Annotated in this window: 21 protein-coding genes; 11 read left to right on the top strand and 10 right to left on the bottom strand. The window is 52.2% G+C overall.

What is annotated here, in order from left to right; all coding sequences use genetic code 11:
* Positions 1–60 precede the first annotated feature (60 nt).
* Positions 61–1,716 carry a methyl-accepting chemotaxis citrate transducer gene (gene tcp, locus OGV89_RS14840; protein ID WP_032937569.1) on the top strand — a complete coding sequence of 552 codons (1,656 nt, stop codon included), beginning with the start codon at positions 61–63 and terminating at the stop codon, positions 1,714–1,716.
* Between the two features lie 251 nt (positions 1,717–1,967).
* A complete protein-coding gene (hpt, locus tag OGV89_RS14835) occupies positions 1,968–2,504 on the top strand; it encodes a hypoxanthine phosphoribosyltransferase (RefSeq protein ID WP_003018658.1) in 537 nt (178 codons plus the stop codon).
* A gap of 93 nt (positions 2,505–2,597) precedes the next feature.
* On the opposite strand, the gene can is transcribed toward hpt, so the two are convergent.
* Positions 2,598–3,260, bottom strand: coding sequence for a carbonate dehydratase (can, locus tag OGV89_RS14830; RefSeq protein WP_003018654.1), 663 nt, complete (start codon positions 3,258–3,260; stop codon positions 2,598–2,600).
* Between the two features lie 108 nt (positions 3,261–3,368).
* Here can and OGV89_RS14825 point away from each other — a divergent pair, with 108 nt between their 5' ends.
* The 4 genes from OGV89_RS14825 (at position 3,369) to OGV89_RS14810 (ending at position 6,897) form a co-directional block, all read left to right on the top strand.
* On the top strand, positions 3,369–4,295 hold the full coding sequence (locus tag OGV89_RS14825) for an ABC transporter ATP-binding protein (RefSeq protein WP_003837480.1): 927 nt from the start codon (positions 3,369–3,371) through the stop codon (positions 4,293–4,295).
* On the top strand, positions 4,292–5,062 hold the full coding sequence (locus OGV89_RS14820; RefSeq protein WP_003018647.1) for an ABC transporter permease: 771 nt from the start codon (positions 4,292–4,294) through the stop codon (positions 5,060–5,062). The genes OGV89_RS14825 and OGV89_RS14820 overlap by 4 nt, the downstream gene beginning before the upstream one ends.
* A gap of 103 nt (positions 5,063–5,165) precedes the next feature.
* On the top strand, positions 5,166–5,606 hold the full coding sequence (locus OGV89_RS14815; RefSeq protein ID WP_003845769.1) for a PTS sugar transporter subunit IIA: 441 nt from the start codon (positions 5,166–5,168) through the stop codon (positions 5,604–5,606).
* Positions 5,607–5,667: 61 nt separating this feature from the next.
* Positions 5,668–6,897, top strand: a complete 1,230-nt coding sequence (locus OGV89_RS14810) for a polysaccharide deacetylase family protein (RefSeq protein WP_003018642.1) — start codon at positions 5,668–5,670, stop codon at positions 6,895–6,897.
* A 6-nt stretch (positions 6,898–6,903) separates the two neighbouring features.
* Here OGV89_RS14810 and panD read toward each other — a convergent pair whose 3' ends face one another.
* From panD to thpR, 9 genes are all read right to left on the bottom strand, one after another.
* Positions 6,904–7,284 (bottom strand): aspartate 1-decarboxylase, encoded by a 381-nt coding sequence (gene panD, locus OGV89_RS14805; protein WP_003018640.1) that lies wholly within the window; start codon positions 7,282–7,284, stop codon positions 6,904–6,906.
* A gap of 95 nt (positions 7,285–7,379) precedes the next feature.
* Positions 7,380–8,234: a pantoate--beta-alanine ligase gene (gene panC, locus OGV89_RS14800; protein ID WP_003018638.1), complete on the bottom strand. Its 855-nt coding sequence runs from the start codon at positions 8,232–8,234 to the stop codon at positions 7,380–7,382.
* A gap of 121 nt (positions 8,235–8,355) precedes the next feature.
* On the bottom strand, positions 8,356–9,147 hold the full coding sequence (panB, locus tag OGV89_RS14795; protein WP_003018636.1) for a 3-methyl-2-oxobutanoate hydroxymethyltransferase: 792 nt from the start codon (positions 9,145–9,147) through the stop codon (positions 8,356–8,358).
* Positions 9,148–9,267: 120 nt separating this feature from the next.
* Positions 9,268–9,747, bottom strand: coding sequence for a 2-amino-4-hydroxy-6-hydroxymethyldihydropteridine diphosphokinase (gene folK / locus OGV89_RS14790; protein WP_003845772.1), 480 nt, complete (start codon positions 9,745–9,747; stop codon positions 9,268–9,270).
* A complete protein-coding gene (gene pcnB, locus OGV89_RS14785; protein WP_203237415.1) occupies positions 9,744–11,141 on the bottom strand; it encodes a polynucleotide adenylyltransferase PcnB in 1,398 nt (465 codons plus the stop codon). Before pcnB ends, folK begins: the two co-directional genes overlap by 4 nt.
* Before the next feature lie 71 nt (positions 11,142–11,212).
* The gene (gene gluQRS / locus OGV89_RS14780) at positions 11,213–12,109 is read right to left on the bottom strand and encodes a tRNA glutamyl-Q(34) synthetase GluQRS (RefSeq protein ID WP_003837490.1); all 897 of its coding nucleotides are present in this window, start codon (positions 12,107–12,109) and stop codon (positions 11,213–11,215) included.
* A gap of 69 nt (positions 12,110–12,178) precedes the next feature.
* Positions 12,179–12,634 (bottom strand): RNA polymerase-binding protein DksA, encoded by a 456-nt coding sequence (gene dksA, locus OGV89_RS14775; RefSeq protein ID WP_003018625.1) that lies wholly within the window; start codon positions 12,632–12,634, stop codon positions 12,179–12,181.
* 177 nt (positions 12,635–12,811) lie between these two features.
* Entirely contained in the window at positions 12,812–13,516 is a 705-nt protein-coding gene (sfsA, locus tag OGV89_RS14770; RefSeq protein ID WP_048216831.1) for a DNA/RNA nuclease SfsA, read from the bottom strand.
* A gap of 15 nt (positions 13,517–13,531) precedes the next feature.
* Positions 13,532–14,062: an RNA 2',3'-cyclic phosphodiesterase gene (gene thpR, locus OGV89_RS14765; RefSeq protein WP_016149571.1), complete on the bottom strand. Its 531-nt coding sequence runs from the start codon at positions 14,060–14,062 to the stop codon at positions 13,532–13,534.
* Positions 14,063–14,135: 73 nt separating this feature from the next.
* Between thpR and hrpB the strand changes: the two genes are divergently transcribed.
* The 5 genes from hrpB to OGV89_RS14740 all read left to right on the top strand — a co-directional run bounded on the left by hrpB (position 14,136) and on the right by OGV89_RS14740 (position 23,669).
* On the top strand, positions 14,136–16,565 hold the full coding sequence (hrpB, locus tag OGV89_RS14760; RefSeq protein ID WP_200002772.1) for an ATP-dependent helicase HrpB: 2,430 nt from the start codon (positions 14,136–14,138) through the stop codon (positions 16,563–16,565).
* A gap of 177 nt (positions 16,566–16,742) precedes the next feature.
* Complete coding sequence (mrcB, locus tag OGV89_RS14755) at positions 16,743–19,280, top strand: bifunctional glycosyl transferase/transpeptidase (RefSeq protein WP_003018611.1); 2,538 nt, start codon at positions 16,743–16,745, stop codon at positions 19,278–19,280.
* Between the two features lie 566 nt (positions 19,281–19,846).
* Positions 19,847–20,389, top strand: a complete 543-nt coding sequence (locus OGV89_RS14750) for a fimbrial protein (protein WP_003837506.1) — start codon at positions 19,847–19,849, stop codon at positions 20,387–20,389.
* 50 nt (positions 20,390–20,439) lie between these two features.
* Entirely contained in the window at positions 20,440–21,153 is a 714-nt protein-coding gene (locus tag OGV89_RS14745; protein ID WP_171279009.1) for a fimbrial biogenesis chaperone, read from the top strand.
* Positions 21,154–21,185: 32 nt separating this feature from the next.
* Positions 21,186–23,669: a fimbria/pilus outer membrane usher protein gene (locus OGV89_RS14740; RefSeq protein ID WP_032937581.1), complete on the top strand. Its 2,484-nt coding sequence runs from the start codon at positions 21,186–21,188 to the stop codon at positions 23,667–23,669.
* Positions 23,670–23,676 lie beyond the last annotated feature (7 nt).

Raw genomic sequence — 23,676 nt, 5'->3', positions numbered from 1 at the left:
AATCGCCTTTAGAGCCGATAATCATTGGGTACCCAATGTGAGTTCAATGGATGAAATACTATGATTAAAAATGTGCGCGTTATTACCGGCATTCTTCTGGTTCTCGCCATTTTCTGTTTGCTACAGGTCGTGACAGGAAGTTTTTTTTATTCTGCAGTAAACAATGATCGCCATAATTTCCAGAACTCAGGCACCCTGAATGCCCAACAGGAAAATCTGAGTGATAGCGTCAATACGCTGATTAAAACCCGGGTAACGGTAACCCGCGTAGCAATTCGTTTCTTAAAGAACCAACGCGATCCGGCCTCACTGGCGGCAATTGATACTTTGCTAAAAACGGCGAGTGAGTCGATGAAGAAGGCTGAGGGATACTTCGCGCATTATCAGTCATTGCCGCAGGTGTCGGGGCAGAATCCGCAAATTGCATCTGAAATGGAAAAACAGTATCGGCAGATGCACGACGTGATGGCGTTATCGATAGAGTATCTGCGCGCGAATAACTATCAGGCCTATGGCGATCTTGATGCTCAGAAGGCGCAAGATGAAATGGAAGCCAGCTATGACCAGTGGCGTAACGAAAATAACGCGTTGCTTCAGCACGCGGCGGCGGAGAATCAGCACAGCTTTACCCGCATGCAATGGACATTAGGGGCAATTGTCGTCGCTGTGCTCATCGTTCTGGGCATGATCTGGAGTGGGTTGCAGCATATGCTGCTTAAACCCCTGGCGCAGATTATGGAGCATATTCGCATTATTACCCGTGGTGATTTGACCCATCAACTCGACGTCCAGGGACGTAATGAAATGGGGCGTTTGGCGACGGGGTTAGATGAAATGCGACAGTCGCTGATTTCGACAGTCACGTCGGTGCGTAACAGCTCAGAAACGATTCATAGCGGTGCAGCGGAAATCTCGTCAGGTAACAACGATCTGTCTTCGCGTACCGAACAGCAGGCTGCTTCACTTGAAGAGACTGCCGCCAGCATGGAACAGCTTACTGCAACCGTGAAGCAAAATACGGACAATGCGAAACAGGCGACTCAATTGGCTAAGAATGCGTCTGATACTGCCGCGCGTGGTGGACGGGTTGTTGATACTGTCGTGCACACGATGAGTGAAATTGCCGGTAGTTCACAGCAAATTGCGCAGATCACCAGCGTCATCGACAGTATTGCTTTCCAGACCAATATCCTGGCGCTCAACGCGGCGGTTGAGGCAGCCAGAGCAGGAGAGCAGGGACGAGGATTTGCTGTTGTAGCGGGTGAAGTCCGTACTCTGGCAAGCCGTAGCGCTCAGGCAGCCAAAGAGATCAAAGCGTTGATTGATAACTCAACTCACAGCGTGGGGATGGGATCTCAGCAGGTGTCGGACGCGGGTAAAACGATGAAAGAGATTGTCGCTGCGGTCACCCGCGTGACGGACATCATGGGGGAAATCGCCTCAGCCTCAGAGGAACAGAGTCGGGGGATTGAGCAGGTGAGTCTCGCGGTCTCGCAGATGGACAGTGTTACACAACAAAACGCCGCGCTGGTAGAAGAGTCTGCCGCTGCCGCCGCTTCGTTGGAACAACAAGCTGAACAGTTACGCCTGGCCGTGGCAGCATTTCGCATCACTCGCGATACCTCCAACAGTGAGCATCGGAAACCGCCTAAGGATGCTCCGCAAGCAACCTCTGCAGGGAGTACGACACAAGACCCGCATTGGGAAACGTTTTAGCCGCATGCTGTCGTGCGAACCTGGTTTTGATTAATAAGCATACAAAAAACGACGCAAACGGGTTCTCCTGTGAACTATCAGAGGAACCCGCTCTCTTTACTGGTATACTTCATCAACTGAATTGTTTGTATGCTGTCGCAAGTTTTGTGGTTAGAGCGGGTCGCCGTCTGTCAGTCGGTGTATCAACGTAAGCGCTTTCTTTCGATCTGCATGATGTGTCAACTGATAAAAATCAGTGAGTTATAGGGTTTATGAAACATACTGTTGAAGTGATGATCCCGGAAGCGGAGATCAAAGCGCGTATTGCTGAACTGGGGCGCCAGATTAACGAACGTTACAAAGACAGCGGCAGCGATATGGTGCTGGTTGGTCTGTTACGTGGCTCATTTATGTTTATGGCGGATCTGTGCCGTGAAGTGCATGTCTCCCACGAAGTCGATTTCATGACGGCATCCAGCTATGGCAGCGGAATGTCTACTACGCGTGATGTTAAGATCCTGAAAGACCTGGATGAAGACATTCGTGGCAAAGACGTGCTGATTGTCGAAGACATCATCGACTCCGGCAATACGCTGTCCAAAGTGCGTGAAATTCTGAGCCTGCGCGAGCCGAAATCCCTGGCTATCTGCACGCTGCTGGACAAACCTTCTCGTCGTGAAGTGAATGTTCCGGTCGAGTTTATCGGATTCTCTATTCCAGATGAGTTTGTGGTCGGTTACGGCATTGACTATGCCCAGCGTTATCGCCATCTGCCGTATGTTGGCAAAGTGGTGCTGCTGGACGAGTAATTGGCGGGAGCGCCTGATGGCGCTTCGCTTATCAGACCTACGGCGTAGGTTTGTAGGCCGGGTAAGGCGTCTCCGCCTCCCGGCAATGTCACATTATTTATGGTTGCTGTGTTTCTGACTCAGGTTAGACAACCCCTGGCGATAGCGCTGCTCCAGCGTTTCGCGGCTGGTGGCGGTGACGTCGAGATCGCGCAATAGACCGTCATGAATACCGTAAGCCCAGCCGTGAATGGTAACTTTCTGACCGCGCTTCCAGGCTGAACGCATAATGGTTGAGTGGCCGAGGTTGTAGACCTGCTCCATGACATTCAGTTCGCATAGGGTGTCCATGCGACGTTCCTGCGGCATTTCGCCCAGCAGTGAGCTGTGTTTGAACCAGATATCGCGGATGTGCAGTAACCAGTTATCAATCAGCCCTTGTTCTTTATTTTCAATCGCCGCCTGGACGCCGCCGCATCCGTAGTGGCCGCATATAATAATATGTTCCACTTCCAGCACATCCACCGCATACTGAACGACTGAGAGACAGTTCAGGTCAGTGTGAATAACCAGATTGGCAACATTGCGGTGAACAAATAATTCGCCCGGTTCAAGACCGGTTAATCGTTCAGCGGGAACGCGGCTATCGGAACATCCAATCCATAGAAAACGCGGATTCTGTGCATGCGTCAGCGTTTCAAAAAATCCGGGATCCTCTTCTACCAGCATCTTTGACCATAGTGCATTGTTGCTGATGAGTGTATCTATGTCTTTCATGGAGTTGTACGACCCGAAGCCAGATAAATTCGATGGGCTAATATAGGGTAACTCCAGCATTAATTAAACTATATATAAAATGTCAGAACGTAAGGTAAGTAAAAAACCATGACCATTGCTCTGGAACTTCAACAACTTAAAAAAACCTATCCCGGTGGCGTTCAAGCGTTACGCGGGATAGATTTGCAAGTCGAAGCGGGTGATTTTTATGCGCTTTTGGGACCGAATGGCGCAGGAAAGTCCACCACCATTGGAATAATCAGCTCGCTAGTGAACAAAACCTCCGGGCGGGTGAGCGTCTTCGGATACGATCTCGAAAAAGATACGGTTAACGCGAAACGCCAGCTTGGTCTGGTACCGCAGGAGTTTAACTTTAACCCGTTTGAAACCGTGCAGCAGATCGTGGTCAACCAGGCCGGTTACTACGGCGTTGAGCATAAAGAGGCGGTCAAACGCAGCGAATTATATTTAAAGCAGCTCGATTTATGGGAAAAACGTAACGAGCGTGCACGCATGCTTTCCGGCGGGATGAAACGCCGTCTGATGATTGCTCGTGCTCTGATGCACGAACCAAAATTACTCATCCTGGATGAACCAACGGCGGGTGTCGACATTGAACTGCGTCGTTCAATGTGGGGCTTTTTAAAGGATTTAAACGACAAAGGCACCACCATTATTCTGACCACTCACTACCTCGAAGAAGCAGAAATGCTGTGTCGCAATATCGGCATTATTCAGCACGGCGAGCTGGTGGAAAACACCTCGATGAAGGGTCTGCTCTCCAAGCTGAAATCCGAGACCTTTATCCTCGATCTGGCGCCGAAAAGCCCGTTGCCGAAACTGGACGGTTATCAGTACCGGCTGGTAGACACTTCCACGCTGGAAGTGGAGGTGCTGCGTGAACAGGGGGTTAACAGCGTCTTCTCTCAGCTGAGCGCGCAGGGCATTCAGGTATTGAGTATGCGTAACAAAGCGAACCGACTGGAAGAACTGTTTGTTTCTCTGGTTCATGAAAAACAAGGAGATCGCGCATGATGCAGCTTTATTGGGTGGCGCTGAAAAGCATCTGGGCGAAAGAGATCCACCGCTTTATGCGTATCTGGGTTCAGACTCTGGTTCCCCCCGTCATCACCATGACGCTCTATTTTATTATCTTTGGTAACCTGATCGGCTCGCGTATCGGCGAAATGCATGGTTTTAGCTACATGCAGTTTATCGTGCCGGGGCTGATTATGATGGCGGTGATCACCAACTCGTACGCGAACGTGGCATCGTCATTCTTCAGCGCTAAGTTTCAACGCAATATTGAAGAGCTGCTGGTCGCCCCGGTACCAACGCACGTGATCATCGCCGGTTTCGTCGGCGGCGGCGTGGCACGTGGCTTGTGCGTAGGCATTCTGGTAACGGCTATTTCACTGTTCTTCGTGCCTTTCCAGGTGCATTCTTGGGTCTTTGTGGCGCTTACGCTGATGTTAACGGCGGTACTGTTCTCGCTGGCCGGTTTGCTGAACGCAGTCTTTGCTAAAACCTTTGACGATATCAGCCTGATCCCAACCTTCGTACTGACACCACTGACCTATCTGGGTGGCGTGTTCTATTCGCTAACGCTGCTGCCACCGTTCTGGCAGGGGCTGTCGCATCTGAACCCGATTGTCTACATGATTAGCGGTTTCCGCTACGGCTTCCTGGGGATTCATGATGTTCCGCTAGTCACCACGTTTGGTGTGCTGGTGGTGTTTATCGCTGCGTTTTATTTGCTGTGCTGGTACCTGATTCAGCGCGGACGCGGCCTGCGCAGCTAATTCTTTCTTCCTCTCCTTGCCTGGGAGAGGAAGACTTTTGATGCTTGTCACCATTACGGATTTATCACACTGATAAACTACTTGCCTGCTAAGGAGGTAGGCAATGTTAGGTTGGGTAATTACCTGTCATGACGATAAGGCACAGGATATGCTGCATCGTCTGGAGAAAAAGTACGGCCCGTTGGCCCAATGTCAGGCGGTAAGTTTCTGGCGTGGACTCAGCTCGAATATGCTAAGCCGCATGATGTGTCACGCCCTGCATGCCACAGACTCAGGTGAGGGTGTGGTATTTCTGACGGATATGGCTGGGGCTGCGCCTTACCGTGTAGCGTCGTTAATGAGTCATAAACACCCCCAGTGTGAAGTGATTTCAGGTATCAGCTATCCATTGCTTGAGCGAATGATTTCGTCACGGAAATCGCTGAGCAGTTCTGCGTTTCGGGATTGCATCGTCGCACTTGGAGGCCCCGAAGTCTCCAGCCTCTGGCATCAACAACAAAAAAATCCCCCCTTCGTATTGAAGCATGATTTGTATGAGTATTAATCATTGGTATTGATGATGCTTTTGCTACAATAGCCGAGGTTACTCGCCTCGGTTATCTCATATGGTTATGCGCGTTCTGCTTGTTTTATTGCTCCTGTTTTCTGGCAGCGTCGCTGCGGCTTTGCCTGCTCGTTATATGCAAACCACCGAAGCCGCCGCCGTATGGGCGCAGATTGGCAATAAGATGGTGACGGTTGGGAATATTCGCGCCGGGCAGATCCTCGCTGTTGAGCCTATTGCGGCAGACTATTACGAATTTTCCTTTGGTTTTGGCACCGGGTTTATTGATAAGGGACACCTGGAGCCCGTTCAGGGGCGGCAGAAAGTCGATGATGGTCTGGGCGATCTCAATAAACCGCTCAGTAACCAAAGTCTGATAACCTGGAAAGATACATCGGTTTATAACGCTCCGGATGTCGGTAGCGCCCCGTTTGGCGTGCTGGCGGATAATCTGCGTTATCCGATTATCAGCAAGCTTAAAGACCGACTCAACCAGACCTGGTACCAGATTCGCATTGGTGGCCGACTGGCCTATGTTAGCGCGCTGGATGCGCAGGAAGACAACGGTATCCCGGTGTTAACCTACCATCATATTTTGCGCGATGAAGAGAATACCCGCTTTCGCCATACCTCCACCACAACCTCCGTACGCGCTTTCAGCAACCAGATGGCCTGGCTCCAGGATCGCGGCTACACCACGTTGACGATGTATCAACTGGAAGGCTACGTGCAGAATAAAATGAATCTCCCGGCGCGGGCGGTGGTGCTGACCTTTGATGATGGTCTCAAGTCGGTGAGCCGTTATGCTTACCCCATTTTGAAGCAGCACGGCATGAAGGCCACGGCGTTTATCATCTCCTCACGCATCAAGCGCCACCCGCAGAAGTGGGATCCGAAATCGCTGCAGTTTATGAGTCTCTCTGAACTGAACGAGATCCGGGACGTGTTCGACTTCCAGTCGCATACCCATTTTTTGCATCGGGTTGATGCGAATCGCCGGCCGATCCTACTGAGTCGCAGCTATCATAATATTCTGTTCGATTTCGCCCGTTCGCGCCGGGCATTGTCCCAGTTTAATCCTCACGTTCTGTATCTTTCGTATCCGTTTGGGGGTTATAACGCCACGGCGGTAAAAGCAGCAGGCGACGCGGGATTCCACATGGCGGTCACTACGGTGAGAGGGAAGGTTAAGCCGGGAGATAATCGGTTCTTATTGAAAAGGCTTTATATTTTAAGGACGGATTCGCTGGAGACGATGTCGCGGCTGATAGTCAATCAGCCGCAGGGGTAAGTACTGTCAGGCAACCTGTACCGGAATAGCTTTCGCGGTGCGCTTCATCTCGTTGTCGCCTTCAAAATAGGCCACTTTCGGACGCCAGGTGCGGGCTTCTTCGTCAGACATGGTGACGAAGCTGGCGATAATTACAATATCGCCAACATCAGCGCAATGCGCCGCTGCTCCGTTCACCGAGATGATTCTGGAGCCGCGTTCAGCCGCAATTGCATAGGTTGAGAAACGTTTACCGTTGGTTACGTTCCAGATATCAATAGCTTCGTTTTCCAGAATACCTGAGGCATCGAGGAAATCCTGGTCGATGGCGCAGGAGCCTTCGTAATGCAGGTCCGCCTGCGTGACTTTTACGCGGTGGAGCTTGCCTTGCAGCATGGTGCGAATCATAACTTCTATACCCTGTCGTTTACCTTGGCTAAGCAGACGAAACTGGCCTGCTTTGAGAAATTCTCAGGCAGTATTGCCCGATTTTTAACCCCTGTCTACTGGGCTAATGTAACGCTTTGATTATCGATCAGACGCGCCTGACCCAGCCAGGCGGCAGCCAGAATCACCGCGCGTTTGCTGGTTTCCGTCAGCTCCAGCAGCGTGTCGGCATCACGAATCTGAATATCGTCGGCGCGGAAGCCTTTTTCATTCAGCTCCTGCTCGGCAATAGCAATAATCTCCTGCAACTCACGATTACCCGCAATCAGTTTTTCTGCGATGCTATTCATCACTTTGTGCAGACCCGGCGCAATTTTACGCTGTTCTGCGGTCAGATAACCGTTACGTGAGCTAAGCGCCAGGCCGTCTTTGGCGCGAATAATCGGCACGCCAACGATCTCAATGTCATAACCCATATCCGCCACCATTTTGCGGATCAGCGCCAACTGCTGGAAATCTTTCTCGCCGAAGCAGGCGAGGTCAGGCTGGATAAGGTTGAACAGCTTGCTGACGATAGTGGAAACGCCGCGGAAATGGCCCGGACGGCTGGCGCCTTCCAGCATGGTGGAGAGACCGGGAACCTCAACAAAAGTCTGGCCTTCCAGACCCTGTGGATAGATTTCCTCAACGGCTGGTGCAAAAACATAATCGACTTTGCGCTTGTTCAGCTTTTCACAATCTTCCTGCAGTGTGCGCGGATAACGCACCAGATCGTCCGGTCGGTCAAACTGCATCGGGTTGACGAAAATGCTGGCGATTACCACATCAGCCCGGGCTTTTGCCTCATCGACCAGCTTCATATGGCCGTCGTGCAGATTTCCCATGGTGGGAACCAGTGCGATGCGTTTACCTTCCTGACGCAGACGACGAATATGCTGGCGCAGCAGCGGCAGGGTTTCAATAATTAACACAACAAGACTCCTTAAATACGATGCCTGACGGCGCTTCGCTTATCAGGCCTACGTGTGAAGATGTAGGCCGGATAAGGCGCGTAGCGTCGCCATCCGGCGTAATGGCGTGCTGGCAGATAAATTAATGGAAGCTGTGTTCTTCGCCCGGGTAAACGCCGGACTCCACTTCAGTCATATACTGCCGCACTGCGGCGCGCATGTCGCCTGCTTCATTGAGGAAATTCTTCGCAAATTTCGGGATATGACCACCGGTAATGCCAAACGCATCGTGCATAACGAGAATTTGCCCGTCCGTGACGTTACCTGCGCCAATACCGATAACCGGAATAGAAAGTGCTTCAGTGACGCGCTTCGCCAACTCAACCGGCACGCACTCCAGCACCAACAGCTGAGCGCCAGCGGCTTCTAAGGCCAGCGCGTCATCCAGCAGCACTTGTCCGGCATCGCCGCGGCCCTGAATTTTATAGCCGCCAAACACGTTCACCGACTGCGGGGTTAACCCCAGATGGCCGCAAACCGGTACGGCGCGTTCGGTGAGCATTTTCACCGTATCAACCAGCCACGCGCCGCCTTCAATTTTGACCATGTTGGCGCCCGCACGCATAACCACCGCGGCGTTTTCAAACGCCTGTTCCGGGGTGGCGTACGTCATAAATGGGAGATCGGAAAGCAGTAGACAGTTAGGGGCGCCGCGACGCACAGCGCGAGTGTGGTAGGCGATATCGTCAACGGTGACAGGCAGAGTGGAGTCATGTCCCTGGATCGTCATGCCCAGCGAGTCGCCAACCAGCATCACGTTAATGCCCTCGTCAGCAAATAGTTTGGCAAAGCTGTAGTCGTAGGCGGTAATTGTCGCGAAGCGTTTTTTCTCTTGCTTGCATTTCTGCAGCAGTGAAATGGTAGTGGGTTTCATAACATTTCCTGATGATGAAAGTCATATTTATCGGCATTCTAACAGTCACATTCAGGGGGGCAATTGTTTTAAGCAATCGTTTGGCGCTAAAGCAGTAAACGCTAAAGGGGAGGAGATACTTTACCAGTGTGCAGGTTTTGCAGTACCAAGATGGGTGAGGTGCTGATGCAGTCTGATACCATCCGGAAAAATAAGCTCAGGCGCAATTTCGAATAACGGCCACAGCATAAAACCACGGTTTTTCATATCGTAGTGCGGCACGGTTAAACGTTCCGTGTTAATCACCTCATCGCCGAACAACATAATATCCAGATCCAGCGTTCGCGGTCCCCAGCGTTGAGCTTTGCGCACCCGGCCCTGTTGCAGTTCAATTCGCTGGGTATGATCCAGCAACGCTTCGGGGGCGAGAGCGGTATCCAGAGCTACGGCGGCGTTCAGATAGTCGGGCTGATCCTGTGGACCCAACGGGGGGGTACGATAAAACGAAGAAACCGCAACGATACGGCTGTCAGGGATTTCGCCGATCGCTTGCACGGCAGCATTCACCTGCTCCAGGGGAGAAGCTAAATTACTGCCGATGGCGATATAAACGACGGTCACGCGCTACCTTCGCGACGCGGCGCACGCTTACGCGGGCGGCGATGGCGACGGCGTACGTCAGGCTCTTCATCCAGTTCGTTCAGCATGCCTTTTTGTTCCGGCGGCGCGGAAACCTGGAATTCACCCCACCATTTCGCCAGTCGTTGCAGTTCAGCGTTGTGTTCTACTTCGGCACGCAGTGCTAACAGGTCGTAAGCTGCGCGGAACTTTGGATGTTCCATCAGCTTCCAGGCGCGTTTACCCTGACGACGGGACATACGTAATTGCAACTGCCAGATATCGCGGGTTAGCGAGGTCAGACGTTTCGGGATCGCCAGCGAGCGGCAGGCTTCGTCCAGCACGTCGTTCATTGCCAGCGCGAAAGCGTCGTAGTAGGCCAAACCGCTTTCTTGCGCAATTTTCTGCGCGGCTTCCAGTAACGGATACCAGAACATCGCGGCGAACAAGAACGCCGGGTTAACGCGCATATCATTGTTAATGCGGTTATCGGTATTCTTCAGCACCTGAGCGATAATGCGTTCCATCGGGCTGTCACCGTCTTCGGTGAAGTAGCGTGTAATGGTTGGGAACAGTGGCTGGAACAGGCTGTACTCACGCAGTTTTTTATAGGTTTCATACCCATAGCCCGCCTGTAACAGCTTAAGTGCTTCTTCAAACAGGCGTGCGGGAGGAATGTCGTTCAGCAGCGTTGCCAGACGCGGGATCGGCTCTGCGGTTTCCGGGCTGATACGCATGTCGAGCTTGGCGGCAAAGCGCACGGCGCGTAGCATACGCACGGGATCTTCGCGATAGCGGGTTTCCGGATTACCGATCAGGCGAATGATGCCCTCTTCGAGGTCCTGCATACCGCCGACGTAATCACGTACGGTGAAATCGGCCACGCTGTAATACAGGCTGTTTATCGTGAAATCGCGACGTTGGGCATCTTCTTCAATGGAGCCGAAGATGTTGTCGCGCAGCAACATACCGTTTTGCCCGCGTTGCGACGTGGTGCGATCGGCTTCGCTGCCTTCATGATGGCCGCGGAACGTCGCCACTTCGATAATTTCTGGGCCGAACATGACATGAGCCAGACGGAAACGGCGACCGACCAGGCGACAGTTACGAAACAGTTTACGCACCTGATCCGGCGTTGCGTTAGTAGTGACATCAAAATCTTTCGGCTTTTTGCCCAGCAAAAGATCGCGTACACCACCGCCAACCAGCCATGCCTCGTATCCGGCCTTATTGAGCCTGTACATTACCTTCAGGGCATTTTCACTGATATCTTTGCGGGAGATAGAGTGCTGCTCACGCGGAATTACCGTCATATGTGGACGGGCGACGGCGAGCTCAGCCTCGCGCTCCTCGCGGCTTAGCACCTTGCGGCAAAAATTAGCGACTCGGGTAAAAATAGTGCACCTCGGTAGTGTCAAACTTCAATCAGAACAAGTGTTGCTGTGTAAAAATAGCGGCTAATCATAGCTCAGCGTGGCGCATTTGAGAATGCCGGATTTAAGATCGCTGATTCTGGCACTGTTGTCAGACGCCAGTTCTCAACGGCAAACTCCAGGATCTGGTCCACACGCATCTCCTGCCACGGGATATCGGCACGCTGGCCGAGAAAGCGTAGCGCGGCAATAATCACCGGGCGCGGATCGCCTTGTGGTAGCGCAGGTGCATGATTTTGTTTTGAAAGTTTAGCGCCTTGTTCGTTGAGCGCCAGCGGAAGATGAATATAGTCAGGCGCTTGCCAGCCAAACTGCTGATACAAAGAGATTTGCCGCACCGTGGGTTCTATGAGATCGGCGCCGCGAACAATCTCCGTTACGCCCTGAAAGTGGTCATCAACTACCACGGCGAGGTTATAGGCAAACAGCCCGTCGCGGCGGTGGATGATAAAATCTTCACCAGCAAGTTGCGGGTCAGCCTGAATCACACCGCGTAGCCGGTCAGTAAACTGCATCACGGGATGGCGTTGTTTAATACGGACGGCCGCCTGTTCTGGCCCGAGGCGTAACTCACGGCAGTGACCGTCGTAAATACCGCCGACGCTTTGAATACGCGCTCGCGTGCAGGTGCAGTAATAGCTCAGATCCTGCTGATGCAGCCAGGTAAGCGCCTCGCGGTAGGCTTCATGGCGTTGGGATTGCCATAAAATATCGCCATCCCAGTGCAGGCCGTAATGTTCCAGCTGACGCAGGATCGTATCTGCGGCACCGGGAACTTCACGAGGGGGATCAATATCTTCAATGCGTACTCGCCAGATTCCGCGCCGGGCACGAGCCTGCAGGTAACTGCCGAGGGCGGCAATCAGTGAACCGAAGTGCAGTTCGCCGGAGGGGGAAGGGGCGAAGCGGCCAATATAGTGTGAATCGCTCATTTTACGGACTGACAAATAATAAGGCGGGAGAAACTCCCGCCTGTAGTAAATGTGGTAAAAATGACCGGATTAACCTGCCATCTGTTTTTCGCGGATTTCTGCCAGCGTTTTGCAGTCGATACACAGATCGGCTGTCGGACGCGCTTCCAGACGGCGAATACCAATTTCTACGCCGCACGATTCGCAGTAGCCGAAATCTTCGTCTTCTACTTTCTTCAGCGTCTTCTCGATCTTTTTGATCAGTTTGCGCTCACGGTCACGGTTACGCAGCTCAAGGCTGAATTCTTCTTCCTGCGCGGCGCGGTCCACCGGATCAGGGAAGTTAGCCGCTTCGTCTTGCATATGAGATACGGTGCGATCAACTTCATCCCTAAGTTGATTACGCCATGCCTCAAGAATACGCCTGAAGTGCGACAGCTGGGCTTCGTTCATATACTCTTCGCCCGGTTTCTCCTGGTACGGCTCCACCCCAGCGATGGCGAGAATACTCAGGGACGATGTTTTACGGTTTTGCCCTTCTTGCATGTTGCTTCTCCTTAACACGCACTATCGATCCCCATGTTCGGGGGAAAAATCAGGTCGCTATAAATAGCAGATGCTTTTCCGGATAGCAATTATCTAAACGTAACACTTGACAACCCTGTGAGGAAAAGCGTATTTGCCCACGCGTCCAGAATACTAATTAACCAAATGTTTACACCATTACAAGGTAATGGGCAACGGCTCTTTAAGAGTCATGCCATGGGCAGAAAGTTCCGCTTTATAAACCAGAATTTCTACCCCCTTAAGCTGTGCTTCAACTAATAATTGCGCATATTTTGCATCGATATGGTGCGCGGGTGAAAACCGTGTAATAGCTGAATGCAGCACGGCGAAAAATATCACTGCCCGCTTGCCTTCAGCCGCTACGCTCATCAATTCCCGAAGATGCTTCTGACCTCGTTCAGTGATGGCATCGGGAAAATAACCCTGCTCTTTTTCTGCCAACGTGACTGATTTCACTTCAATATAGCAGTCAGGTCGGGAATCTGCCTGTAACAAAAAGTCGATACGGCTCCCTTCGGCGCCGTATTTTACTTCACTTTTCAAGACGCTGTAGCCTGAAACTTCTGAAATTAACGACTGCTGAATCGCCTCTTTCGTTAATCTATTGGCCCACAGCGTGTTAACACAAATAAATGCCCCGGATTGGGTTTGCATTAATTCCCAGGTATGTGGATATTTCCGTTTAGTATTTTCTGATGTCGAATACCAGACGGTATCACCCGGGGTGGCGCATCCGGTCATCGCGCCAGTATTTGGGCAGTGTAACGTTAACGTTGAGCCATCCGGTGTGATCACATCCGCTAAAAAACGCTTGTAGCGCTGGATGAGCGTTGCAGGTTGTAAAGGTGGAGAAAATTGCATAAACAGTCCCTTTAATTATTCAGTCAGCGTCCAGCGTTGCAGCTGCGTATAACGCGTGCGTCCTCGTGCGAATGAAGAGGAGTAAAGTGCGAACTCCGTGACCGGAAATGACCAGCCAAAGCCCGGTGGGGGGATGGGAACCGCGTGTCCGGCATCGCGCAGCAGCGTGATATGTGGGTGAAACGGCTGCGGGCTTTGATAACATCCGCTGCGTGCGGCCTGCGCCCGCAGCATATTCGCCAGTTGTAACAGTCCGCGCGGTGGCTGACGCATCCCCAGCCACACGACCCGCGAACGCAGCCATTGCCCGGCATCATCCAGTTTGAGCGTAAAACCTGGCTGGCGAATGCGTCCGGCTAGTTGCGACAACGCCTGTTGTTTCTCTGCGCTGACATCACCTAAAAAGGCCAGCGTCAGATGCAGATTCTCGGCGGCGACGGGACGGCCTGCTTCAGGAGGGAACTGCGCGGCTCGCCAGTGGATTAACTGTTCCCGAACCCCGCCTGGCAATTCAATCGCAAAGAACAGCCTTTTTGGCTCAGACATGATGGATACTCGGTTATGAATTAACGCGATGCTACAATGCAGCGCGAAGAATGTTAACCCTCTGGAGCTATTTGTGACGTCGTTGCCCGTTGCCGCCGTAGTGCCTGAACTGTTTACCGCCCTTGATGCCTCGCCGCAGGTGCTGCTGACCGCGCCGACCGGTGCCGGGAAATCGACCTGGCTGCCGTTGCGACTGCTTGAACATGGTGGCATCAAGGGGCGGATTATTTTGCTGGAGCCGCGTCGTCTGGCGGCACGCAACGTGGCGCAGCGGTTGGCGGAGTTGCTGAACGAAAAGCCCGGTGAGACCGTGGGTTATCGCATGCGCGCGGAAAGCTGCGTGGGGTCGCAGACCCGGCTGGAAGTGGTGACGGAAGGCGTCCTGACGCGCATGATCCAACGCGATCCCGAACTCACTGGCGCCGGGTTAGTGATCCTCGATGAATTTCACGAACGGAGCTTGCAGGCCGACCTAGCGCTGGCGCTGTTGCTGGATGTACAGCAAGGTCTTCGTGACGATCTGAAACTATTGATCATGTCCGCAACGCTCGATAACGGGCGCTTGCAGCAGTTATTGCCCGATGCGCCCATGATTATCTCTGAAGGCCGCACATTCCCCGTCGAGCGACGGTATCAGCCGCTGGCGGCACATCTGCGTTTTGACGAAGCGGTGGCGATAGCCACGGCGGAGCTACTGCGCCATGAAAGCGGGTCGCTGCTGCTGTTTTTACCGGGCGTTGGGGAAATCCTGCGTGTGCAGGAACAACTGGCAACGCGTGTGGGCGGCGATGTTGTGTTATGTCCGTTGTACGGCGCGTTGACGCTGGCTGAGCAGCGTCAGGCGATTTTGCCCGCGCCGCAAGGTAAGCGCAAAGTGGTGCTGGCGACCAATATTGCCGAAACCAGCTTAACGATTGAAGGCATCCGGTTGGTGGTGGATTGCGCCCAGGAGCGCGTGGCGCGCTATGACGCGTGTACCGGTTTAACGCGGTTGATTACCCAGCGCATTAGCCAGGCATCGATGACACAGCGAGCCGGGCGAGCTGGTCGTCTGGAGCCAGGTATCTGCCTACATTTGCTTGCCAAAGAGCAGGCGGAAAGAGCGGCGGCGCAGGGAGAGCCTGAGATATTACAGAGCGATCTGTCCGGACTACTGATGGAGCTGCTGCAATGGGGATGTACCGATCCTGAGCAACTGAACTGGCTGGATACGCCGCCCGCTATCAACCTGCAGGCGGCAAAACGGCTGTTGCAGATGCTGGGCGCGCTTGAGGGCGACAGGCTCAGCGCCCGTGGGCAGAAAATGGCGGCATTGGGTAATGATCCCCGTTTAGCGGCTATGCTGGTTAGCGCCAACAATGACAATGAAGCCGCAACGGCGGCAAAACTGGCAGCAATTCTGGAAGAACCGCCGCGCGGGGGCAGCACCGATTTAGCTGTTGCGTTTTCACGAAATCAGTCCGCCAGGCAGCAGCGCAGTCAACAATTATTGAAACGACTTAACGTACGCAGCGGGCAGCCCGACATCGCGTTGCTCCCTTTGTTGCTGGCGCAAGCGTTCGCCGATCGGATCGCCCGTCGACGTGGACAAGAAGGGCGCTATCAACTGGCCAACGGTATGGGCGCGATGCTGGATGCTGATGACGCCCTGGGGCGCCATGAGTGGCTGATAGCGCCGCTGTTACTGCAGGGTAGCGCATCGCCAGATGCGCGTATTTTGTTAGCGTTGCCGCTGGATATTGAAGCGTTGATGCAGACGTGTCCTGAACTGCTGCAACAGTCCGACACCATCGAATGGGATGAAGCCCAGGGAACGTTAAAAGCACTGCGTCGGTCGCGTATCGGCCAGTTGACGGTAAAAGTACAGCCGCTGGCCAAGCCCTCGGAAGAAGAGTTGCATCAGGCGATGCTGAATGGTATTCGCGATAAAGGGCTAAGTGTGCTCAACTGGACGCCGGAGGCCGAGCAGTTTCGGCTGCGTTTGCAATGTGCGGCAAACTGGTTACCGGAGTACGACTGGCCTGCGGTAGATGAGGATTCTCTGCTGAAGACGCTGGAGCTCTGGCTGTTGCCGCACATGAGCGGTGTGCACTCTTTACGCGCGTTAAAAGCACTCAATGTGGGTCAGGCATTGCGCGGTTTGCTGGACTGGTCAATGCTGCAACGTCTGGATAGTGAACTGCCAGCGCATTACACTGTGCCAACGGGAAGCCGGATTGCCATTCGCTATCATGAGGATAATCCTCCTGTATTGGCCGTTCGGATGCAGGAAATGTTTGGTGAAGCAAACACCCCGACTATCGCCCAGGGACGCGTGCCGCTGGTACTGGAGCTGTTGTCTCCGGCCCAAAGACCGCTACAGGTGACGAGCGATCTAAGCGCGTTCTGGCAGGGATCGTACCGCGAGGTGCAAAAAGAGATGAAAGGGCGTTATCCCAAACATGTCTGGCCGGACGATCCGGCGAATACCGCGCCAACGCGGCGCACCAAAAAGTATTCATAGCTGTATGCGTGGTTGCCTGATGGCGCTGCGCTTATCAGGGCGAACGTAGGCCGGATAAGGCGTTTTACGCCGCCATCTGGCATGAATACAGCTGAAAATTGAGAGATTTCTTCTTCTGTCGCAGGACGGAAGAACAGAGAATCGGGCCTTTGCGCCTGAATGTTGCGGAGAAAAAGCATGGCGGGGAATGACCGCGAGCCAATTGGACGTAAAGGGAAACCCTCACGTCCGGTGAAACAAAAGGTGAGCCGTCGTCAACTCAGAGATGAAGAGTATGACGACGATTATGATGATGATGACTATGAGGATGAAGAACCGATGCCGCGTAAGGGTAAAGGCAAAGGGCGTAAGCCTCGTGGTAAACGCGGCTGGTTCTGGCTGCTGGTAAAACTGTCGATTGTTTTTTTGGTGCTGATCGCCATTTACGGCGTCTATCTGGACCAAAAAATCCGTAGCCGTATCGACGGTAAAGTCTGGCAGCTTCCGGCGGCAGTATATGGCCGCATGGTTAACCTTGAGCCAGAAATGCCCATCGGCAAGAACGAGATGGTGAAGCTGCTAGAGGCCACGCAGTATCGTCAGGTCTCGAAGATGACGCGTCCGGGCGAATTCACCGTACAGGCGAAGAGCATTGAGATGATTCGTCGTCCGTTTGACTTCCCGGACAGTAAAGAAGGGCAGGTGCGCGCACGTCTGACCTTTGATGGCGATCATCTGGACACTATCGAGAATATGGATAACAACCGCCAGTTCGGTTTCTTCCGTCTCGATCCACGCCTGATTACCATGCTCTCTTCACCTAACGGCGAGCAGCGCCTGTTTGTCCCGCGCAGTGGATTTCCGGATCTGCTGGTAGATACGCTGCTGGCAACCGAAGACCGTCACTTCTATGAGCATGATGGCGTCAGCCTCTACTCGATTGGTCGTGCGGTGCTGGCCAACCTGACGGCCGGTCGCACGGTGCAGGGGGCGAGTACGCTGACTCAGCAACTGGTGAAGAACCTGTTCCTGTCCAGCGAACGTTCTTACTGGCGTAAGGCCAACGAAGCCTACATGGCGCTGCTGATGGATGCGCGTTACAGCAAAGATCGCATTCTTGAGCTGTACATGAACGAAGTCTATCTCGGTCAAAGCGGCGATAATGAAATTCGCGGCTTCCCGCTGGCGAGCCTCTATTATTTCGGTCGTCCGGTGGAAGAACTGAGTCTCGACCAGCAGGCGTTGCTGGTGGGGATGGTTAAAGGGGCGTCAATCTATAACCCATGGCGTAATCCGAAGCTGGCGCTGGAGCGTCGTAACCTCGTGCTGCGTTTGCTGCAACAGCAGCAGATCATCGATCAGGATCTGTATGACATGCTGAGCGCGCGTCCGTTAGGCGTACAGCCGCGTGGTGGAGTAATCTCGCCACAGCCAGCCTTTATGCAGATGGTGCGTCAGGAGCTTCAGGCGAAGCTGGGCGATAAAGTTAAAGATCTCTCCGGCGTGAAAATTTTCACCACCTTTGATTCCGTGGCGCAGGACGCTGCGGAAAAAGCGGCGGTGGAAGGCATTCCGGTGCTGAAGAAACAGCGTAAGCTGAGCGATCTGGAAACCGCGATTGTGGTGGTTGACCGATTCAGTGGCGAAGTTCGCGCCATGGTTGGCGGGGCAGAGCCGCAGTTCGCGGGCTATAACCGTGCGATGCAGGCGCGTCGTTCGATTGGTTCTCTGGCGAAGCCGGCGACCTATCTGACTGCGCTCAGCCAGCCGAAGCTTTACCGCCTGAATACCTGGATTGCCGATGCGCCGATTGCGCTGCGCCAGCCGAACGGCCAGGTGTGGTCACCGCAGAACGATGACCGTCGCTATAGCGAAAGCGGAAGAGTGATGCTGGTGGATGCGTTAACCCGCTCCATGAACGTACCGACGGTAAATCTGGGGATGGCGCTGGGCTTGCCTGCCGTGACTGATACCTGGTTGAAGCTGGGCGCGCCGAAAGATCAGCTTAACCCGGTTCCGGCCATGCTGCTCGGGGCGTTGAACCTGACGCCAATCGAAGTAGCACAGGCGTTCCAGACTATCGCCAGCGGCGGGAACCGTGCGCCGTTGTCGGCGCTGCGTTCGGTGATTGCCGAAGATGGTACCGTGCTGTACCAGAGCTTCCCGCAGGCTGAGCGTGCCGTTCCGGCGCAGGCGGCGTATATGACGCTGTGGACCATGCAGCAGGTGGTTCAGCGTGGTACGGGTCGTCAGCTTGGCGCGAAATATCCTGGCTTGCATCTGGCAGGGAAAACCGGGACCACCAACAACAACGTGGATACCTGGTTTGCCGGGATCGACGGCAGCCAGGTGACCATCACCTGGGTGGGCCGCGATAACAACCAGCCAACCAAGCTGTACGGTGCCAGCGGCGCGATGTCGATTTATCAGCGTTATCTGGCTAACCAGACGCCAACACCGCTGGTGCTGACGCCACCGGAGGATGTGGTGGATATGGGCGTAGACTACGACGGTAACTTCGTTTGTAGCGGCGGGATGCGCACGCTTCCGGTATGGACCACCGATCCTGATTCGCTGTGTCAGCAGGGTGAAATGCTGCAGCAGTCGGGGAATCCGTTCGATCAATCTTCTCAACAGCCGCAGCAGCAGCCTCAACAGCAGCAACCGCCGCAGCAAGAGAAGAAAGACAGCGATGGCGTGGCTGGTTGGATAAAAGATATGTTTGGCGGTAACTGATTTTTTAGCTGTCCTCCCCCGCATCGGTGCCTGCTGATGTGGGGGAATTCTCCCTCTTGCTGTATTCGCATTTCGGTCTGTATAGCAAGCTCAGGATAGGGTTAACAGTGATGGTGTTTCCTGCCTATATTTTCCGTTTAATCATAAATTCAATATATTATTTTTTTTGTATATATCATCGGTTGGTTGATTTTATTCTATTTTTTTCTGCGTTTTTTTATTATCTGCCCGTATGCATATGTGGGTAATATTGTTTTTATGAATATATTCATGCTGGCTAAAATCACCATTAAGAAAATATCATTTCCATAAATTGTTCTGCTAAAACAAGATGTTGTGTGTTGTTTCTTTAGTTTTGGTGAATGTGTTGATTAGCTTTTATTCATCATGGTACGTAGAATAGATGACACAAGGGAATGTTTTAAACTGAATGAGTTGATAAAGATATATTATATCTATGATGTTGTTGGATTTATATTCCAGCACTTCTCCAGCCATTGTCTATTTCCCCTCTGTGTTAACTTTTCTCTTCATTGATTTTTGTGAACATATGTAAGGAATACGTTATGTGCAAAAAAATTATCATCTCGTTGCTTGTCAGTAGTGCAATGGCAACTGTAGCAACATCTGCTTTTGCCGTTGATACCGGGACGGTAACGTTTAATGGGAAAATTCTTCCCGATAGTTGCGTGGTTGATGTAAATGGTACAGCGACAAACGGTACTGTGACGTTTAACAACCTTTCTCAAACTGCGTTTGGCGAAGATAAAAAAGTCGGCGACACGCAATCTTTTGCGATTACGCTGACAGAATGTGATGCTGCGGTTGCCAACCTCAATATCAAATTTGATGGGACGCGTATTGCCGGATACGACGATGAAGTCTTGCAGGCGACAGGGACTGCGCAGAACCTCGGGGTACGTATGCTTCCTGAAGGGAGCAGCAACTACGTGAAATTTGATGGCTCAGATCCTGAAGCGGCACTGAATAAGACTAACGGCGAGAGCGTGGTTTTTAATTATAAAGCTGAGGTTATCCAGGTTGGTAGCACTTTACCAACTACCGGTGATTATACCGCACAAGCGACCTATACTCTGCTTTATCGTTAATCATCATAAACCTGGCCCAGGCAGGGCCAGTATTTCAATGGAATGGAAAGATGAAACGACTTTTCACAGCATTAATATTTATATTAACCTCGGGATTAAATTCGGTTCAAGCTGGCGTAGTAGTGGGTGGCACACGAATTATATATCCGGCTAACCAGTCTGAAGTACAGATTGCTTTAAAAAATAAAGATAATGATAAACGTTATCTGGTGCAGAGCTGGGTCAGTAATATTGATGACAGCAAAGCGCCATTTATTATGATACCGCCAATTTACAAATTGGACGAAAACCGCCAGACGCTGCTACACGTGGTTTATACCGGAAATAAATCGGCGCTGCCTCAGGATCGTGAGTCATTATTTATGGCGAACATCAAATCTGTTGCAGCGATCCCAGAGGTATTGCATGACAAGAACACGTTACAATTTGCCATTAAAACTAAATTAAAACTGTTTTATCGCCCGGCCTCATTGACAGAAGACGAGGCAAAAATGGCCTGGCAATCGTTGCAATTTAGCCGCCATCAAAATCAACTGGTGGTGAAAAACCCCACACCCTTCTATGTCACCTTCGGACAGATCTCTGTGGCGGGAAAAGCGATTAAACCGGCTACAAACCAGTCCTCTCCGACGGCATTAACGATGATGGTCGCTCCATTTGGTGAGCAGCGTTTTCCGCTGCCATCGGCAGTAAAAGGCAACGTTGTCTGGACCGCAATTAATGATTTTGGCTCAGAAACCGAACAGCGTAAACAGTCGCTGTAAATCAGCTATCGATGAGTTATGGGGTGACATTTATGCCTTCACATCGTACTGCCCGGCTTTTTGCTCTCAATACGCTGACATTCGCTATATTGACTGCGAGTGGTTCCGTTTGTGCTGATGATTATTTCAATCTCAGTGTACTTGAAACGGGAACCCCACTTGAGAATACCGGGGCGCTTGAAGCTTTTTTACAGCATAATGGTTTATCCCCCGGGCGTTATTTAACGTCGATTGTTTGGGATCAGGATCGCATTGATAAACGAAATTTAAATTACCTCCTTTCAAAAGATAACAGCAAACTGATTCCGCAATTTACCAAAGCGGAGCTGCGCGAACTGGGCGTTAAAGTTGATACGGTTCCGGCATTAAATAATGTTAACGAAGATACGTTGCTGGGTGATATTAGCGAATATATCGCGGATGGACGCTATGACTTCAATCCGGAAACACAGGTGCTGCAATTACGTATTCCGCAGATCTACCGCGACCGCAAAATTTCGGGCGAAAGCAATCCCACTTTCTGGGATGACGGCATTCCGGCTCTATGGACCAGTTACTATATTTCGGGATCGCACCAACAATCCAGAGGTCAAAATAATGCTTCGAACTGGGCAAGTTTGAATTCAGGGATGAATATCGGCCCCTGGCGTTTGCGTAACACCAGCAATTGGGGGAGTGATAATGGTTGGCAATCTATTAATACGACGCTTGGACGCGATGTCAAAGCATTGCGTAGCCAGCTTCAGATAGGGCAAACCTACACTAACGGCGAACTGTTCGATAGCGTGCAGATGACGGGCGTTAAGCTGGAGACCGATACCAGTATGCAGCCCAGTGGATTACAGGGCTTTGCCCCGGTCGTTCGTGGGATTGCTAATAGCGATGCCAAAGTCACCATTAAGCAAAACGGTTACACCATCTACCAGACCAACGTCTCGCCTGGCCCGTTTGAAATTCGGGATTTAACGCAGGTGACGGCAGGAGCGGATCTGGAAGTCACCGTGACGGAGGCCGACGGTACAGAGCGCAGCTTTATTCAGGCCAGCTCCTCGGTGCCGATTATGCAACGTGAAGGCGTGCTGAAGTACAGCCTGGCGGCTGGGAAATATCGCGATGTTGATAACGGCGAGGAGCCGGAATTCAGCCAGGCTACGGCAATTTATGGCTTACCTTTCGGAATTACCGCTTACGGCGGTCTGCAGGGCGCGTCGATGTATCGCGCCGGACTGGTCGGCATCGGAGCTGATTTACGCGATTTTGGTTCGCTGTCGATGGATCTAACGGCGGCGAGAACCGCGTTTGACGACGAACGCGCGGATGCGAATGGCCAGTCGTGGCGCGCGCAGTACGCAAAAGATTTTCCGTTAACCAATACCACGGTCACGCTGGCCAGCTATCGTTATTCCACCTCCGGGTTTTATACCTTTCAGGAGGCTCTCGATCAGCGTAATAACAGCTACGACGATGACAGCATCTATAGCTATCGCGATAGCTATAACCGTCGCAGCCGCCTGCAACTTAATCTTTCTCAGTCGTTACAGAGCTGGGGATCGGTATACGCCAACGCTTATCAGCAAGATTACTGGGGAATGGAAGGCCATGAACGAAGCGTGAGTCTCGGTTACAGCAGCAGTTGGCAGGGCGTTAACTGGTCGCTGAATTACAGCATGACAAAAACGCCATCAACCACTAACGATCAGCAGTTTTCTATCTCAATGAATGTCCCTCTTTCGCGTTGGCTGGCTAATGCCTGGGGAACATATACTCTGACAAGTTCAAAAAATGATAATAGTGCACATCAGGTTGGCGTCAGTGGAACGCTACTGGAAGATAACAATTTAAATTATAACCTTCAGCAAACCTACACCGATAACGATGTCGGTTATGGTGCCTATCTCTCTTCCCGGTATCGGACATCGGTTGGCGAGTTCAGCGCCAATTACAGTTATCAAAAAGACAGTAAACAGTGGGGCTATGGCGCCCAGGGTTCCGTTGTTGCGCATTCGCAGGGAATAACGCTTGGACAATCCATTCAGGATGCTTTTGCCATTGTGCACATTACCGATGGCGATAATGTAAAAATACAAAATTCCCGGGGGGTTTACACCGATTATTGGGGCAATGCCATTGTGCCAACTTTAACCAATTATCGCCGTAATACTATTACTGTGAATACTCAGGGACGTGATGATATTGATATTCAGGATGCTTCTCTGGATATGGTTCCGACAAAAGGGGCCGTCCTGAAGGCTGACTTCACGGCGCGTTCAGGTAAGCGTGCATTACTTACCTTAAAACATGGTCAGAGCGTGGTTCCTTTTGGTGCTCTGTTAAGTATGGACGGTACGACATCGATCGTGGGTGACGACGGTGAAGTGTATGTCACTGGGCTAAAAGGAACACAGCGCATTGAGGTGCAATGGGGAAATACCGCACAGACGAAATGTACGGGCAGCGTAAGCGTGCCTGAGAACATGGGGACGGGAATTCTCTCAGCTACGGTTAATTGCCAATAATGGAAGA

The organism is Citrobacter sp. Cf125, from assembly GCF_030333935.1.
Classification (GTDB): Bacteria; Pseudomonadota; Gammaproteobacteria; order Enterobacterales; family Enterobacteriaceae; genus Citrobacter; species Citrobacter freundii.
This window is presented reverse-complemented; position numbering and strand designations above follow the sequence as displayed.